Origin of the sequence: Pseudomonas bharatica, from assembly GCF_048586865.1 — a bacterium.
Lineage (GTDB): Bacteria > Pseudomonadota > Gammaproteobacteria > Pseudomonadales > Pseudomonadaceae > Aquipseudomonas > Aquipseudomonas bharatica.
On record NZ_JBMAWR010000003.1, the window covers coordinates 312,107 to 326,786 of the forward strand.

General features: G+C 60.0%; 14 protein-coding genes. 5 read left to right on the top strand and 9 right to left on the bottom strand.

Annotation, left to right across the window (positions count from 1 at the left end; genetic code table 11):
• The first annotated feature begins 52 nt into the window (after window positions 1-52).
• Entirely contained in the window at window positions 53-556 is a 504-nt protein-coding gene (locus ACKLLE_RS06355) for an Lrp/AsnC family transcriptional regulator (protein ID WP_313855009.1), read from the top strand.
• A gap of 379 nt (window positions 557-935) precedes the next feature.
• Here ACKLLE_RS06355 and ACKLLE_RS06360 read toward each other — a convergent pair whose 3' ends face one another.
• Together ACKLLE_RS06360 and ACKLLE_RS06365 are read right to left on the bottom strand one after the other, a co-directional pair.
• A complete protein-coding gene (locus ACKLLE_RS06360; RefSeq protein ID WP_420057264.1) occupies window positions 936-1,286 on the bottom strand; it encodes a putative quinol monooxygenase in 351 nt (116 codons plus the stop codon).
• Between the two features lie 415 nt (window positions 1,287-1,701).
• Complete coding sequence (locus ACKLLE_RS06365; RefSeq protein ID WP_420057266.1) at window positions 1,702-2,592, bottom strand: LysR substrate-binding domain-containing protein; 891 nt, start codon at window positions 2,590-2,592, stop codon at window positions 1,702-1,704.
• A gap of 112 nt (window positions 2,593-2,704) precedes the next feature.
• Between ACKLLE_RS06365 and ACKLLE_RS06370 the strand changes: the two genes are divergently transcribed.
• On the top strand, window positions 2,705-3,145 hold the full coding sequence (locus ACKLLE_RS06370; RefSeq protein WP_064303034.1) for a PACE efflux transporter: 441 nt from the start codon (window positions 2,705-2,707) through the stop codon (window positions 3,143-3,145).
• A gap of 120 nt (window positions 3,146-3,265) precedes the next feature.
• Here the strand turns inward: ACKLLE_RS06370 and ACKLLE_RS06375 are convergent, their stop codons facing one another.
• The 4 genes from ACKLLE_RS06375 to ACKLLE_RS06390 all read right to left on the bottom strand — a co-directional run bounded on the left by ACKLLE_RS06375 (window position 3,266) and on the right by ACKLLE_RS06390 (window position 7,245).
• Window positions 3,266-4,264 (bottom strand): transketolase family protein, encoded by a 999-nt coding sequence (locus ACKLLE_RS06375; protein WP_420057268.1) that lies wholly within the window; start codon window positions 4,262-4,264, stop codon window positions 3,266-3,268.
• Window positions 4,261-5,109: a transketolase gene (locus tag ACKLLE_RS06380; RefSeq protein ID WP_420057269.1), complete on the bottom strand. Its 849-nt coding sequence runs from the start codon at window positions 5,107-5,109 to the stop codon at window positions 4,261-4,263. Before ACKLLE_RS06380 ends, ACKLLE_RS06375 begins: the two co-directional genes overlap by 4 nt.
• A gap of 18 nt (window positions 5,110-5,127) precedes the next feature.
• A complete protein-coding gene (locus tag ACKLLE_RS06385; RefSeq protein ID WP_037060767.1) occupies window positions 5,128-6,426 on the bottom strand; it encodes an MFS transporter in 1,299 nt (432 codons plus the stop codon).
• Between the two features lie 69 nt (window positions 6,427-6,495).
• Window positions 6,496-7,245: an SDR family NAD(P)-dependent oxidoreductase gene (locus ACKLLE_RS06390; RefSeq protein WP_420057271.1), complete on the bottom strand. Its 750-nt coding sequence runs from the start codon at window positions 7,243-7,245 to the stop codon at window positions 6,496-6,498.
• Window positions 7,246-7,438: 193 nt separating this feature from the next.
• On the opposite strand from ACKLLE_RS06390, the gene ACKLLE_RS06395 reads away from it, so the two are divergent.
• A complete protein-coding gene (locus tag ACKLLE_RS06395; RefSeq protein ID WP_420057318.1) occupies window positions 7,439-8,359 on the top strand; it encodes a LysR substrate-binding domain-containing protein in 921 nt (306 codons plus the stop codon).
• Between the two features lie 46 nt (window positions 8,360-8,405).
• Here ACKLLE_RS06395 and ACKLLE_RS06400 read toward each other — a convergent pair whose 3' ends face one another.
• The 3 genes from ACKLLE_RS06400 to ACKLLE_RS06410 form a co-directional block, all read right to left on the bottom strand.
• Complete coding sequence (locus ACKLLE_RS06400; protein ID WP_420057272.1) at window positions 8,406-9,653, bottom strand: OprD family porin; 1,248 nt, start codon at window positions 9,651-9,653, stop codon at window positions 8,406-8,408.
• Window positions 9,654-9,769: 116 nt separating this feature from the next.
• Window positions 9,770-11,056, bottom strand: a complete 1,287-nt coding sequence (locus ACKLLE_RS06405; protein WP_420057274.1) for a CitMHS family transporter — start codon at window positions 11,054-11,056, stop codon at window positions 9,770-9,772.
• Between the two features lie 105 nt (window positions 11,057-11,161).
• Window positions 11,162-12,094, bottom strand: a complete 933-nt coding sequence (locus tag ACKLLE_RS06410) for an SMP-30/gluconolactonase/LRE family protein (RefSeq protein WP_420057275.1) — start codon at window positions 12,092-12,094, stop codon at window positions 11,162-11,164.
• Between the two features lie 389 nt (window positions 12,095-12,483).
• On the opposite strand from ACKLLE_RS06410, the gene ACKLLE_RS06415 reads away from it, so the two are divergent.
• Together ACKLLE_RS06415 and ACKLLE_RS06420 are read left to right on the top strand one after the other, a co-directional pair.
• A complete protein-coding gene (locus ACKLLE_RS06415) occupies window positions 12,484-13,425 on the top strand; it encodes a hydroxymethylglutaryl-CoA lyase (protein WP_420057276.1) in 942 nt (313 codons plus the stop codon).
• Window positions 13,422-14,624 carry a CaiB/BaiF CoA transferase family protein gene (locus ACKLLE_RS06420; protein WP_420057278.1) on the top strand — a complete coding sequence of 401 codons (1,203 nt, stop codon included), beginning with the start codon at window positions 13,422-13,424 and terminating at the stop codon, window positions 14,622-14,624. Before ACKLLE_RS06415 ends, ACKLLE_RS06420 begins: the two co-directional genes overlap by 4 nt.
• Window positions 14,625-14,680 lie beyond the last annotated feature (56 nt).

Here is a 14,680-nt window from a genome sequence, read left to right on the forward strand (position 1 = left end):
GAAATGCCGGTACATTTCATTGGAAAGCTCTCATGCAGAGGAAAAATTTACCATGAGCCGCTCGAAGCTCGATGACGCTAGCCTGCGCATCCTTGATGCACTCCAAGAAAATGCGGAGTTAAGCAATGCCGAACTCGCTGAAATTGTAGGGCTTTCAACTTCGCCGTGCTGGCGACGTGTCTCAGAGATGAAGGAAAGTGGGGTCTTGCGAGGCGCCGTAACGCTAGTTGATCCTGCAGCGCTCGGCCTTGCAATAAATGTATTCGTACACGTGTCGCTCAAACTTCAGGACAAGCAGTCGCTAGAAGTATTTACGAACGCAATCAGGGAGCGCCCAGAGGTGATGGAGTGCTATTTGATGAGCGGCGAGGCGGACTTTATGCTGAGGGTGGTAAGCGAAGACCTGACAAAGTATCAGGCGCTACTGCTTGACTGTTTGACCACCATACCTGTTGTGGCAAGCATTAAGTCGAGTTTCGCACTTAGCCAAGTTAAATATACGACTGCACTGCCCACGAATCATTTGAGAGGGCGCGCTTCAGCGGGCAACAACTAACGCCATACTTTCTTTCACTCCTCAACCGAGGAGTGAAAGGTAGTTTCTGATTGGCTGAGCTTGCTCGTGCCGCCTGCTCACCAAACCTAGCCAAGACACTTCCTCCAAACAATTAACGGGGTGGAAGGTAACTCCAGGTAGACTCACTGCGACGGCTGCCGATTTCGGCACGATAGAGACCCCTTGGCCCAGTGCTACCAGAGCCAATACCGTGACTAAGCTCCCGGGCTGGGGCCCAAGCTTTGGGACGAACGCTCCCAAACTACTGGCTGTGATCGTCCCGGAGACCTGCTCTGGCAATATGAACAACTCATCACCCAGATCCCGCACGGCGCGTTGCGCTTGCTCTTGAGCGATATCCGTTACGTTAGCTTAAAGCTCATGGCAAACCGTTTCCGAGCCAGAAGTTTGGGTTTACAACAGACTCCACCTGTACAGCAGAAGCAGCCGGAGCCAAGCGGAAAACCTCAACACTCGCTTTGCCGTCGATAGCCGCGCTTAAAGTTTTAAACGCCTCACCGAGTGTATGTTGAGTCAGCGCATCATCATTCTGCCAAAGCTCAAGCATGGTCCAGTGGCCTTGAGTGTCCATGTTTTCAAAAAGACGATAATGAAGACACCCGTACTCTGACTGCGTCGCTTCGACAGCTATTAGCAGGGCGCTGTGAACCTCTGCTACTGATGATGGATCTGCGGTGATATGCGCTACAACGGTAATCGTACTAGTCATGGCGAGCACTCAGTGTGTTGATGCCTTAGCTTGATCACTTCCACTAGCACGTGAAACCCAAGGGGTAGTGAAACAGTTTCAACAAATTGACGAAAGTCCCGGAAAACCTTCTAGCGCGGGCCAGCGCACAGCCGTCATACCTACGTTAGTTGTTAGCTAACGAAATCGTTCATCGATGAGAGTTTTTGATCGATTACTGCCAGATAAACTCGAGGACTGACCATCCAGCAAAGCGAAAATTGGATAGTAAACCGACCTACGAACATCCAGGATTTATCCTCTCAACGGCAATCTGGAGAATGAGAGAGTAAGTGGTTAGGTAGCCCTCCCGCCCCCGAGCCAGCGCTACGCGGTAAGTAGTGACCGGCGGCTTTCGACCCATAGCGTCCATACGCATGACAAGAACCGAATATGCTCATCCATCCCGCAGCGCCGCATCTACCAGCCACCTCAGGAACGCACTCACATGCGCCTGCCGCTCCTTCCCTGGCACGCACGCAGCAATATAACGTGGCCCCGGCAGGCTTATTTCCGGCCTATAGGCCACCAATTCCCCGCGCCTGAGGCTGTTAGCCACCAGCACATTGCTTGCCAGCACCAGTCCATGCCCGGCGATCGCGGCGCTTAAAGCAAAATGCTCATCATCGAACTCACGCATCTGCGCCGTTTCAAGCCAGGCCTGGCAAGCAGCCGCCGCACACCAGCTTTCCCAATTCACCGAGAAGGCGCCTGGAATTTTCCAGCGCAGGTTGATCAGCTCGATCTGCTCCAGGTTGAGCGAAGCGACCAGGTCCGGGGCACCGTAAGCCGAAAATCGTTCGTGCATGAGCGCTTGGGAGAACAACTTGGGGTCATCGCGGCTGACCGAGCGAATGGCAACATCGATACTGGAGTCACGCAGTAGATCGACGAGTTCATTACCTGTATCGACCCGCACATCGAATTGCCCAAAGCGCTTGTAAAAGCTACCCAGCCGCGGAATCAACCAGGCTGCGGCGAAGCCCGGAGTAGTGGTTATGGTCAGGGTCTGCTGAACGGTGTCTGGATAGAAAGCCTCCAGGCTGCGGCGAATGTCCGATAAGGCGCGATGCGTCTGGCGATAAAGCGACTCGCCTTCTTCGGTCACTGTCACGCCTTGTCCGGAACGATGGAATAGCCGCGCTCCGAGGTGGGTTTCCAATGTCCTGATCTGGTGGGAAATGGCCGCCGGGGTGACTGACAGTTCCTCAGCGGCCGCCTTGAAACTTCCCAGCCGCGCCGCCGCCTCGAAGGTGCGCAGCGCGTTGAGTGGCAGAGTCGAAAACACGCAGGGTTCCCTGATGAATTGAATTGATGTGCAGGCAATTTATCTCATTTTTCCTGGAACGCATGGGCAGATACCGTCCTGGTGTTCAATTACCCGATCTTCGGAGTCCACCATGCAAGGCCCTTCCAGAAAAATCCTTCAAGCCGTCCTCTATGAATCCATCGCCATTACGGTGCTGTCGCCCAGTATCGCGTTTATATACGGCAACGGTCTGGCTCATGCGGGTGCGCTGTCGGTGATGTTGTCTGCAAGCGCGCTGCTGTGGAACGTGCTGTACAACTCCATGTTTGAGTGGTGGGAAGCGCGTCAACCGCAGCGTGCTCGCACATTGGGCAGGCGTTTGCTCCACTCGCTGGGTTTCGAGGGAGGGCTGGTCGTGTTGTTGGTGCCACTGGTGGCATGGTGGCTGGGGATTTCCTGGTGGGCCGCACTGGTCACCGATATGGGCTTGTTCGTGTTCTTCTTCTTTTACTCGCTGGCGTTTCAGTGGGTCTTCGACCGCGTTTTTGATCTACCGGAGTCCGCGAAGGAAGGGGCTTCGGTTAATCCATGATGTTCTGCGGCTGGGCAGCGGCCTTGAACCCTCAGCGCTACCGTTGAAACAAACAAAAGCCCGATGCACTGCATCGGGCCTTGGATTGAACCGCTGTCAAACTGTTCCAGAACCCAGCATTTACAGCCAGGCCTTGATTTGCGCAGCCACTGCCTGGGTCGAGATGCCGTAGCGGTCGTGCAGTGTCGGAAGCGCCCCGGCATCCAGGAAGGCGTCGGGCAGGGCGATCTGGCGGAAGGTCGGGGTGACACCATTACGCAGCAGCACACCCGCTACGGCTTCCCCGAGGCCGCCGATGATCGAGTGGTTTTCCGCGGTAACCACCAGCCGTCCGGGTTTACGCGCTTCAGCCAGGATGGTTTGCTCGTCGAGCGGCTTGATGGTTGGCACGTGCAGTACCGATACATCGACGCCGTCCTTGTGCAATTGCTCGGCCGCCTCCAGGGCGCGCATCGTCATCAGGCCGCTGGAAACCAGCAGAACGTCTCGACCACCGCGCAGCACCTGGGCTTTGCCAATCTGGAAGCGGTAATCGTAGCGATCCAGCACCAGGGGCACGTTGCCGCGCAGCAGGCGCATATAGACAGGCCCTGGGTGGGCTGCGATGGCCGGCACGGCCTGTTCGATTTCCAGGGCGTCGCAGGGGTCGACGATCATCAGGTTGGGCATGGCGCGGAAGATGGCCAGGTCATCCGTGGCCTGATGGCTCGGGCCATAGCCAGTGGTCAGGCCAGGCAAGCCACAGACGATTTTCACGTTCAGGTTTTCTTCGGCGATCGCCATGCAGATGAAGTCATAGGCACGGCGCGAGGCGAACACGGCGTAGGTGGTAGCGAACGGGGTGAAACCTTCGCGCGCCATGCCGGCAGCAGCACTCATCAACAGTTGCTCGGCCATCCCCATCTGGTAGAAGCGCTCGGGGTGTGCCTTGGCGAAGATGTGCAGGTCGGTGTATTTGGACAGGTCGGCACTCAAGCCGACGATGTCTTTTCGTTCGTCAGCCAACGAGGTCAATGCGTGACCAAAGGGCGCCGGTTTCGTGGGTTGGCCTTCGGCGGCGATGGACGCGATCATGGCCGACGTGGTGAGGCGTTTCTTTGCGGCGATTTCAGTGCTCATGCTTGGCTCCCGGCGTCGAGGGCTTCCAGGGCGAGTGCCCATTCGTTTTCGTCGACCCGAATGAAGTGGGTCTTGTCGCGGTTCTCGAGGAAAGGCACGCCTTTGCCCATGCGGGTGTCGCAGATGATCACCCGAGGTTGCGCGGCCTGATGCGCGCGCGCCTGGTCGAACGCGGTAACGAGCTGTTCCAGGCTGTTTCCGTCGACCCGCTGCACATACCAGCCGAAGGACGCCCAGCGCTCCACTATCGGCTCGAAACCCAGCACTTCGCTGGAGTGCCCGTCCGCCTGCTGGTTGTTCACGTCGACGATGGCGATAAGGTTGTCCAGTTTCCAGTGACTGGCCGACATCACCGCCTCCCAGGTCGAGCCTTCGTTGAGTTCGCCGTCCGACAGCAGGTTGTAGACCCAGCTGGAGGACCCCTTGAGCTTCAGGCCCAGGCATGCGCCGACGGCGATGCCCAGCCCGTGGCCCAGCGAGCCGCCGGTGATTTCCATGCCGGGGGTGTATGCAGCCATCCCGGACATCGGCAGGCGGCTGTCATCGCTGCCATAGGTTTCCAGCTCTTCTTCCGGAATCACGCCGGCTTCGATCAGGGCTGCGTAGAGGGCGATGGCGTAGTGGCCGATGGAAAGATAGAAACGGTCCCTGTCTTCCCAGTCCGGATCCGCTGGATCCAGGCGCAGCGCGTGGAAATACGACACGGCCAGCAGGTCGGCGGCACCGAGTGCCTGGCCGACATAGCCCTGGCCCTGGACTTGACCCATGCGCAGGGCATGGCGGCGAATATTGCGGGCGCGCGCTGCCAGCGACGGCGCCTCGTTATGCGTAGGCACAGCAGTCATGCAAGACTCCTTGTTGAATCAACGATTGACCAGGTTTGCGGGAACCCGGGACACCAGGAAGGCGCCAAACACCAGCACTGCGGTGATCAGGTACATCCCCACGGCATTGCTGCCCAGGGTGGTGGTTACCCAGCCGATCAGGTAGGGCGAGCAGAAACCTGCGAGGTTGGCGAAGCTGTTCACGGCTGCGATGCCCGCCGCGGCCGATACGCCGCCCAGCAGCGTGGTCGGCAGCATCCAGAAGAGTGACGAGGCCGAGAGAATGCCTGCCGCAGCCAGGCACAGGCTGAGGATCGACAGCGTCAGGCTGCTGCTCAGCGCTGCAGCGAGGCTCAGGCCCAGTGCACCGAACAGCATCGGAATCGCCAGGTGCCAGCGCCGCTCGCGGTGACGGTCGCCGCTTCGACCGGCAAGCAGCATTGCAACGATTGCGGTCATATACGGGACGCTGGTCAGCAGACCGATGTGCAGCGGTTCGCTTACACCGGCGTTACGCACCAGGGTGGGGAGCCAGAAGGTGATTGCGTACTGGCCCATTACCACGCAGAAATAGATTCCGGCCAGCAGCCACAGGCGGCGATCCTTGATGAAGTCGCCGATGGAGCCATGCTTGACCTTGTGTTGCTCGTCCTCGGCCAGCTCCTGGCGGACCAGGGCCTTTTCTTCGTCCGTGAGCCAGTTGGCCTGGTCGACGCCATCCTTCAGATAGCTGAGCACCAGAATGCCCACCACAACGGTCGGAATGGCCTCGAGCACGAACATCCACTGCCAGCCCGTCCAGCCATGAACGCCGGCGAAGCGCTCCATGATCCAGCCCGACAGGGGGCCTCCGATCATCCCCGACAGCGGGATGGCAATGAACCACAGCGCGGTCATTTTGGCGCGGCGGTAGGAGGGGAACCAATAAGTGAGATACAGCAGCAGCCCGGGGGCCAGGCCGGCCTCGGCGACGCCCAGCAGGAAGCGCAGCGCATAGAACTGCCAGGCGGTTTCGACGAAGGCGAACAGCGCCGAGATGATGCCCCAGGTAATCATGATCCTGGCGATCCAGCGGCGGGCCCCGACCTTGTGCAGGATGATGTTGCTGGGCACTTCGCAGAGGAAGTAGCCGATGAAGAACATGCCGGCGCCGAGTCCGTACACAGCCTCGGACAGCGCAAGGTCATCCATCATCTGCAGCTTTGCGAACCCGACGTTGACCCGGTCCAGGTAGGCACAGAGGTAGCAGAGCATCAGGAAGGGCATCAGGCGCCAGGCAGTCTTGCGGTACGCGCTGCTGCGGGCAGCCGAAAGCGCATCCATCGTTAAGGTAGTCATGTCGATCTGATCTCTTGTTGTTATTGAGAGCCCGGCTTGGCCGGGCCCGGATACAGAGCGCAATCGAAATCAGTGGATCAGCATTCCACCGTTCACGTCCAGGGTGACACCGGTCAGGTAACTGGACAGGTCACTGGCCAGGAAGAGGGCAGCGTTGGCCACGTCGCGAGCTTCACCGAGCCGCCCCAGGGGAATGCCTTCGATGATTGCGTGACGTCGCTCATCCTGCATCAGCCCGCCAGTGATATCGGTATGGATCAGCCCTGGGGTAATGGCGTTGACCCGGACATTGTGCGGGCCCAGCTCCCGTGCCATGGCCTTGCCGAGGCCCAGCACGCCGGCCTTGGCAGCGCTGTAATGAGGGCCGCCGAAGATGCCGCCTCCACGTTGCGCAGAAACGGAGGACATGCAGATGATGCTGCCGGCGCCTTGGTTGCGCATGCCTGGAATGACCGCCTGGGACATCAGCAGCGTGCCACGCAGGTTTACGTTGAGGATCCGGTCGTAGTCTGCACCGGTAATCTCCAGGGTCTTGACCGGCTGGGTAATGCCGGCGTTGTTGACCAGAACGTCGATGCGGCCGAAGCGCGCCAGAACCTGGGCCACGGCGTCACGAACCTGGGCTTCGTCGGCAACGTTGGCGCCCAGGCCAAGATGACCCTCGCCCAGGGCCGCAGCTGCTTCGGCTGCGGCGTTCGCATCGAGATCGAAAATCGCGACTTTGGCGCCATGGTCTGCGAACAGCTGCGCGGTGGCGCGGCCGATGCCTCGTGCAGAGGCGGCGCCGGTGACGATTGCGATTTTGCCAGTGAGTAGCATGAAGAGTGCTCCGATTGATTGTTGTTGTGAGCGGCAGTTCCACGGGAACCGATGGCGTCAGAATCAACCCGGGGTGCTTGGCGAGCAACGCAGCGCCATTCAACTAATGCTGAAAAAAATTCAGGGGTGGGCAGGGGATTTTTTTCCGGTTTCCGATAGCATTGCGTGCAATCCGCAGAAATCGGGGCTTGCAATGATCGGCGACTCGAATAGGAAAATGCAGCAGATACCGCCGCTGAAATCGATTCAGGCCTTCGAGCAGGTGGCGCGGTTTGGAAACGTGGCCAAGGCGGCCGAACAGTTGAACCTGACCCCTTCGGCGGTCAGCCACCAGATTGCGAATCTGGAAGCGCTGATCGGCCGTGCCCTGTTTGTCAGGGAAGCCCGCGGCATGTCCCTGACGCCCGCTGGCGAGCAGTACCAACGGGAAATCTCCGGAATCCTGCAAAGCCTGGCGCTGGCCACCGAGCGGGCGGGGAGTGCCGTGGGCTTCGATTGCCTGCGACTGCATGCGGCGCCCAGCTTCGGTCTGCTCTGGCTGCTGCCGCGCCTTGATCACTTTCGCAGCTGTCATCCGGAGATTCAGATCAACCTGTCGTGTTCCTATGAAACACTCCATTTCGGCCGCCATCAGATCGATGTGGACATCCGCCACGGCTACCCTGACTGGCCAAGCCTGGAGGTGCGCACCATCCGTCACGAGCGTGCCACGGTGCTCGCATCCCCCAGCCTTCTTGAGCGCATTCCCGTCAGCCAACCCAGCGATCTGCTCGGGCAGAACCTTATCCTCTCCGAAGCGGCATTGGTGCAGTGGCCGCAGTGGTTCGCCCAGCAGGGCGTGGCGCTTCCGCAAGCCCCGTTCGCGCTGGGCTTCGACCGCTCGTACATGAGCCTGGAGGCCGCCAGGCATGGCTTCGGTTTTGCCCTGGAAAGCTCGTTGCTGTCCCAGGACTATGTCAAACGCGGCGACCTGGTGCCGGTATTTCCCGCCGAGTTGTCCACCCCCGTAGGCGCGCACCACCTGGTGTTCCCCAGGGGGCACGCGGAGATGTCCAGGGTGCGGCACTTCCTGGAGTGGGTGCAGGGTCAGTTAGGGCATGTGTTCAATTACTGAGCTTGCACTCAGGGCGAATGTGAACGCCGCGGAAGCTTGCGCAGGTCTACAGCAATGGAATGCTGTAGCTGATGATGAGGCGGTTTTCGTTCGCGCCCCTGGCGAAGTCCGAGCGATAGCTTGCATTGCGCCAGCGGATCCCCAGGTTCTTGAGCGGGCCGCTGGGGAACAGGTACTGCAGCTCGGTGTTTCGCTCCCACTCGTTGCCGCTGGCATTGCCCGCGAGCTCGACGTCCTGGCCTTTCACGTAGCGCGACATGAAGGTGAGGCCCGGCAGCCCCACCGTGGCGAAATTGAAGTCATATCGAAGCTGCCATGATTTTTCCTTGGCGCCGGCAAAGTCGTTGATCTGGACGAAATTGATCAAGTAGGGGTCGGTGCCATCGATGTAGGGGAAGGCTGTGTCCCCGGACATCTGTTGATAGCCAACGCCGAAGCCGTGGCCCTTGAGGCTGTAGGTGAGCATGCCGTTGGCCGAGCGGTTGTCGATTTTTCCTGCCGCCGCGTTGCCGCTGTCTCTGCTGACAGCCAGTCGCAGGTCTGCCTTCAACTGGCCTGCAGGCAATGCAACAGACCCGACAAGTCCGAAGAAATGCTGGGTATAGACGTCTTCGAGTTCGCCGTACTGATACGAACCCACCAGGTTTTTCGAGAAGCTGTAGTCGAAGCCGGCCAGGTCGAAACGGTCTGCGCCGATACCGGCCTGGAAGCGGCGGTTCTTGTTGTTCAGCATCAGGTCCTGGGCGGCAGTCTGGTCGCGGTCGGTAACTTTCGTGAGGCGACCCGCCACGATATCGAGGGCATCGATTTCTCCGATGCTCAGCAGCCCACCCCTGAAGGTCTGCGGGAAGATTCGCCCGTTGTTGGCTTTAACGGTGGGCATGTCGGGGATCAGCGTTCCTGCTTCGAGCAGGCTTTTCGAGAACCGAGCCTTTGCCGTCAAACCTAGCTTGGAGTATTCGTCCGGTGCCCTGCCATCATCATGCACGGGGAGAAGCCCGGTACCTGTGCGGTCGGGGCTGGAGTCCAGCTTGATACCGAGCATGCCGATGGCGTCCACGCCAAAACCAACGGGGCCGGGCGTGAAGCCCGACTTTGCGTCGAGAATGAAGCCCTGGGCCCATTCGTCACGCTTGTTCTGGCCAGTACCGTCCCGAAAGTCCCTGTTCAAATAGAAATTCTTCGTTTGCAGGGAGATTTTGGAGTCCTCGACGAAGCCCTCCGCCAGTGCGGGAGTGGCAAGATTGCCAAGGCCGAGCAAGGTGCAGACCGGGATTGCGTTATGTGCCTTCATGTTTACTCCAGGCGTTGCCTGCGCGCTCAGCAGATGAGCACGCAGGAAGCAGCCATTGTTTTTGTGGGTTGGAGTTACGCGGTGTTGCTACTGGGTTGGCCGTTCGAAGAAAGGCCTCAATTGAAAACGTCGATGGTGCCGAGCGCGATGGCCGCCACGAACATCACCAGGCATGTACCGATGCTCCAGCCGATGGAGGCTCGCTGGTTGTCCCCGTAGTCCAGGTCGAGCAGGCCACAGAGAAGGTAGGTCGAGGCCACCAACGGGCTGAGCAGGTGTACCGGCTGTCCGATCAAGCCGGCGATGGCCATTTCCTTCGCGCCAATGCCGTAATGGCTGGCGGTCTCGGCCAGGATCGGGAGGATCCCGAAGTAGAACGCGTCGTTGGTCAGCACGTAGGTGAAAGGCATGCTGAGGAACGCCGTGATCACCGACATGAAATGGCCGGCAGACTCGGGGATCACATGGATCAGGCTTTCCGAGATCGCCTTGATCATCCCGGTGCCGGACATGATTCCGACGAAGATGCCGGCGGCGAAGATCAGCAGGGTGACCGCCATTACGTTGTCGGCGTATTTACCGATGACTTCCTTCTGCGCCTTAACGCTCGGGAAGTTCACCAGGACGCCCAGGCCGAAGGCGAGCATGAACAGGATTGGAAGGGGCATGATGCTGAGCATCATCAGGGTGATCAGGGTGATGGTGAGGACCGCGTTGAACAGGAAGCGCCAGTCTGTCAGCCTGAATTCGGTGAAATGGCTCATCACTTCATCGTGATCAAGCTCCACGACACCCAGGCGACGGCGCTCCCTGCTGCCCAGGTAGAACGCCGCGAAAATCACCCAGCCTGCGCCCGCGATCATCAGCGGCAGCATTTCCAGGAACAGCTCGGTAATGTCCACGTGCATGGCGCTCGCCGCACGTGAGAAGGGCCCCGCCCAAGGCAGGATGTTCATCACCCCGTTGGTCAGCAACAGAACGGTGGCCAGCACCTGGAGGCTCATCCCTGTGCGCCGGTACAGTGGAAGCAGTGCGGCGGTGGTGATGATGTAGGTCGTGGCGCCGTCGCCATCCAGGCCTACGCAGATGCCCAGGATGGCCGTGCCGATGACGATCTTCAGCGGGTCGCCTTTCACGCACTTGAGGATCAGCTTGATCAGCGGGTTGAACAGGCCTGCGTCGGTCATCATGCAGAAGTACAGAATCGCGAAGGTCAGCATGATCCCCGTCGGGGCCAGCATCTTCACGCCATCGAACATCATGGGGCCGAGCTGGGTTGCGAACCCGCCGAGGCTTGCGAATGCAACCGGCACCAGGATCAGGGCAACCAGCGGTGACAGGCGTTTGCTCATGACGAGGTACATGAAGCAGACGATCATTGTGTAGCTCAAGAGAGTGAGCATGCTGTCCTCTTATTATCTGTTTTGTATGAGTAATAACCTTCGCTGGCCGTTTTCGGGCCAGGCAGGGCCCGTGCGCCATGTGCACAGGGCCGCGCCACGAAGTCGTTAGGCTGGGGCGTGCGAGAACATCCGCTTGCCCGGGTGGCCGGGGTCGGCCTTCAGGATGTGTCCTGTCGACGAGTCGGTGATGAACAGGCTGCGATTGGCGTCTGCACCAAAGGCCAGGTTGGTGAGCGTGCGGCCTTCGGTGCAGGACCTGAATCGATAGAGCGGCACGGCGTGGGCGTCGAATGCCCACACGCAGCCATTGCCCGCATCGCAGACGTACAGGTTGCCCGACTCATCCAGGGCCATGCCGTCGGCGCCACTCACGCCTCCGGCCATGGCGGTGAAGACACCCACCTTGGATGTTGTGCCATCGGCTTGCAGGGGAAGTCGCCATACGGCATTTCCACGGGTCATTGCCACCAGCAGCGCCTTTTCCTGGAGATCCATGACCAGGCCGTTAGGGCTGGGGCCGTTGTCCAGCAAGCAATCCAGGCGTTGCTGCTCCAGGTCGTAGCGGAAAACCCGGCCGGATGGATCGTGCATGCCGGTCTGGCCTTGATCGGTGAAGAACAGGTGCCCCTGGCGGTCAAAGAACAGATCGTTCACACCCTTGAAGCTTTCGCTGCGGCGATGCGTCAGGAAGGGTTCGATGCGTTTGCTGATCGGGTCGAGAACGAGGATCCCGTGCTTGTAGTCGGCAATGAAGACGCGCCCGTCACGATGGATTTTCAGGCCGTTCGGCCAGCCGTCGTATTCAACGACCAGGTCCCAGTCTCCCTGTGCAGAGATGCGAAAGATCCGGCCGTACGGGATATCAGTGACATAGAGATTGCCGGCCTGGTCGAAGGATGGCCCCTCCAGGAAGCTCGTAACCTGCTGGCCTGGTTTGTTGGCTCGGACCCAGTCGGAGTCCCCATCACGCCAGAATTCTCTTGGCAGCCTGCTGAAGACTTCTGTTGGGCGTTCTTCGGGAGGGGCGTACAGGCTCATGGCAAATCTCCATGTGAAAACAGACACACGACGCTGAGGCTCAAACGGCAGGGTCTGGGCCAATCTCATCAGTGTACGTTGCCTGGGCTATCTTGTTGTTTCGAGCATTGTTCTATCAGGTAGAACATAGTTGCTCTTGGTAGAACACTTTCCAAGCTATTTTTCCCTCTGTCAAGTCTCACTCGAGACCTGTCCAGCCATTCAAAACTCAAACCATGGGCAACTGCTTCCGTTCATCGTTGGCCTCGTTGACAGCCGTGAAAATGTCGGTAGATACTAAAACAGAACGTAATTCTGCCTGACAGAACAATCATAAAAACAGCGCCACGCCTCGCAGCTGCACTGCATGAATGTTCGGACAGGCTCTCCCCAGCAACAGGAGAACCTCCGTGAAAGAAGCGACAGACATCGACATCCTCGTCAGCGAAGTCGGGCCCAGGGATGGCTTGCAGAGCGTCAAGGCCTGCATGCCCACCGACCTGAAGCTGGAGTGGATTTCGGCACTGGCCAAGGCTGGCTTGAAAGAGATCGAGGTCGGCTCGTTCGTATCGGCGAAACTGCTGCCGCAGATGGCCGATGCCGCCCAGGTCGTCGCCCATGCCCTGACCCTGCCTGGTCTTTTCGTCACGGCACTGGTGCCGAATCTCAAGGGCGCGGAGGCCGCATTCAACGCTGGCGTGCACAAGATCACCTTGCCCATCTCGGTGAGCGAGCAGCACTCGGTCTCGAACATCCGCAAGACCCATGCCCAGGTTTTCGCCGAAGTCCAGGCGGTGGTTGCCTTGCGCAACGAGCGCTTCCCGAACGTCCAGATCGAAGCCGGCCTTTCCACCGCCTTCGGTTGCACGCTGCAAGGCGTGGTAACCGACGACGAGACGATGGCGATTGCCGTGAAGATGGCGGAGCTGGGGGTAGACGAGGTGGGGCTTTCCGACACGGTCGGCTACGCCAACCCCACCCAGGTTCGTCGGCTGTTCACCCGCCTGTTCCGGGAGCTCGGCGCCCTCGCAGGCAGTGCTCACTTTCACAACACCCGCGGCCAGGGCCTGGCCAACGTCGTCGCTGCATTGGAGGCCGGGGTGAAGACCTTCGACGGGTCGCAGGGCGGTCTGGGCGGCTGTCCGTACGCGCCCGGGGCTTCGGGCAACATCGTCACCGAAGACCTGGTGTATCTCCTGGAATCCATGGGGCTGAAGACCGGCGTCGACCTCGATCGCCTGGTCGCTGCGCGTGAAGTGCTTCGCCGTGGGCTGCCCGGTGAACCCCTGTACGGTTTCATCCCCGATGCCGGGGTCGGCAAGAATTTCACCTATGCGAAGGAGGCCGTATGAGCCAGCACGAAGGGAAGCCTCTGCCTCTTGCAGGCATTCGCGTAGTCGAGTTCGTCCACATGGTGATGGGCCCGACCTGCGGCTTGCTGCTTGCGGATCTCGGGGCCGAGGTCATCAAGGTGGAACCCGTGCCGGAGGGCGACAACACTCGCCGTCTCATGGGCTCCGGCGCCGGCTACTGGATGACCTACAACCGCAACAAGAAGAGCTTTGCGGTGGACATCAAGTCGGAGGAGGGCATGGCCGCGGTGAAGAAACTGCTCGCCACGGCCGATGTCGTCACCGAGAACTTCCGCCCCGGCGCGATGGAGAAACTGGGCCTGGGCTACGAGCAGGTCAAGGCCATCAAGGCGGACATCATCTACAGCTCGATGAAGGGCTTCCTGCCTGGCCCTTATGAGAAGCGCACGGCACTGGACGAGGTCGTGCAGATGATGACCGGCCTGGCCTACATGACCGGGCCCGTGGGGCGCCCGCTGCGGGCAGGCGCCTCCGTCAACGATGTGATGGGCGGCATGTTCAGCGCGGTCTCGATTCTCGCTGCGCTGCTGCAGCGCAAGGAGACCGGTCGTGGCCAGTTCGTGCAGACCGGCCTGTTTGAAAACTCGGCGTTCCTGGTTGCCCAGCACATGATGCAGAAAGTCGTGACCGGCAAGGCGGCGGCGCCTATGCCGAGCCGGATTTCAGCCTGGGCCATCTACGACGTGTTCGAGACTGCCGAGGAAGGTGAGCAGGTCTTCATGGGCGTTGTCAGCGATAGCCAATGGGTCTCCTTCTGCCAGGCGTTCGACTTCGCCGAACTTGGCGCAGACCCTGGGCTGAGCCGGAACAACCAGCGCGTACAGGCCCGCGACCGAATCATCCCGAAGGTGCGGGAGCGCCTGTCTGGCATGGACAAGCAGACCGTCATGGCGCTGTGTGAAGACGCCGGCTTGCCGTTCTCCCCGATCCAGCGACCCGAGGACATGTTCGAAGACGAGCACCTCAACCGATCCGGCGGCATGGCCGAGCTGACGCTGCCTGGCGGCGAGCAGGTCAAGGTACCGATGCTGCCCTTCGAGATGGACGGTCAGCGCTTTGGTGCCCGATTGAATGTGCCGGACCTGGGCAGCCACTCCAGGGAGCTTCTTGCCCAGCTGGGCTATGGCGACGACGAGATCACCCGGCTCGCGTCCAGCGGAACGATCAAGACCGCTTGATCGGCTCGAATGCGGGCCGCCTCACCAACCACGGTATTCATAACAACAAAACCGAG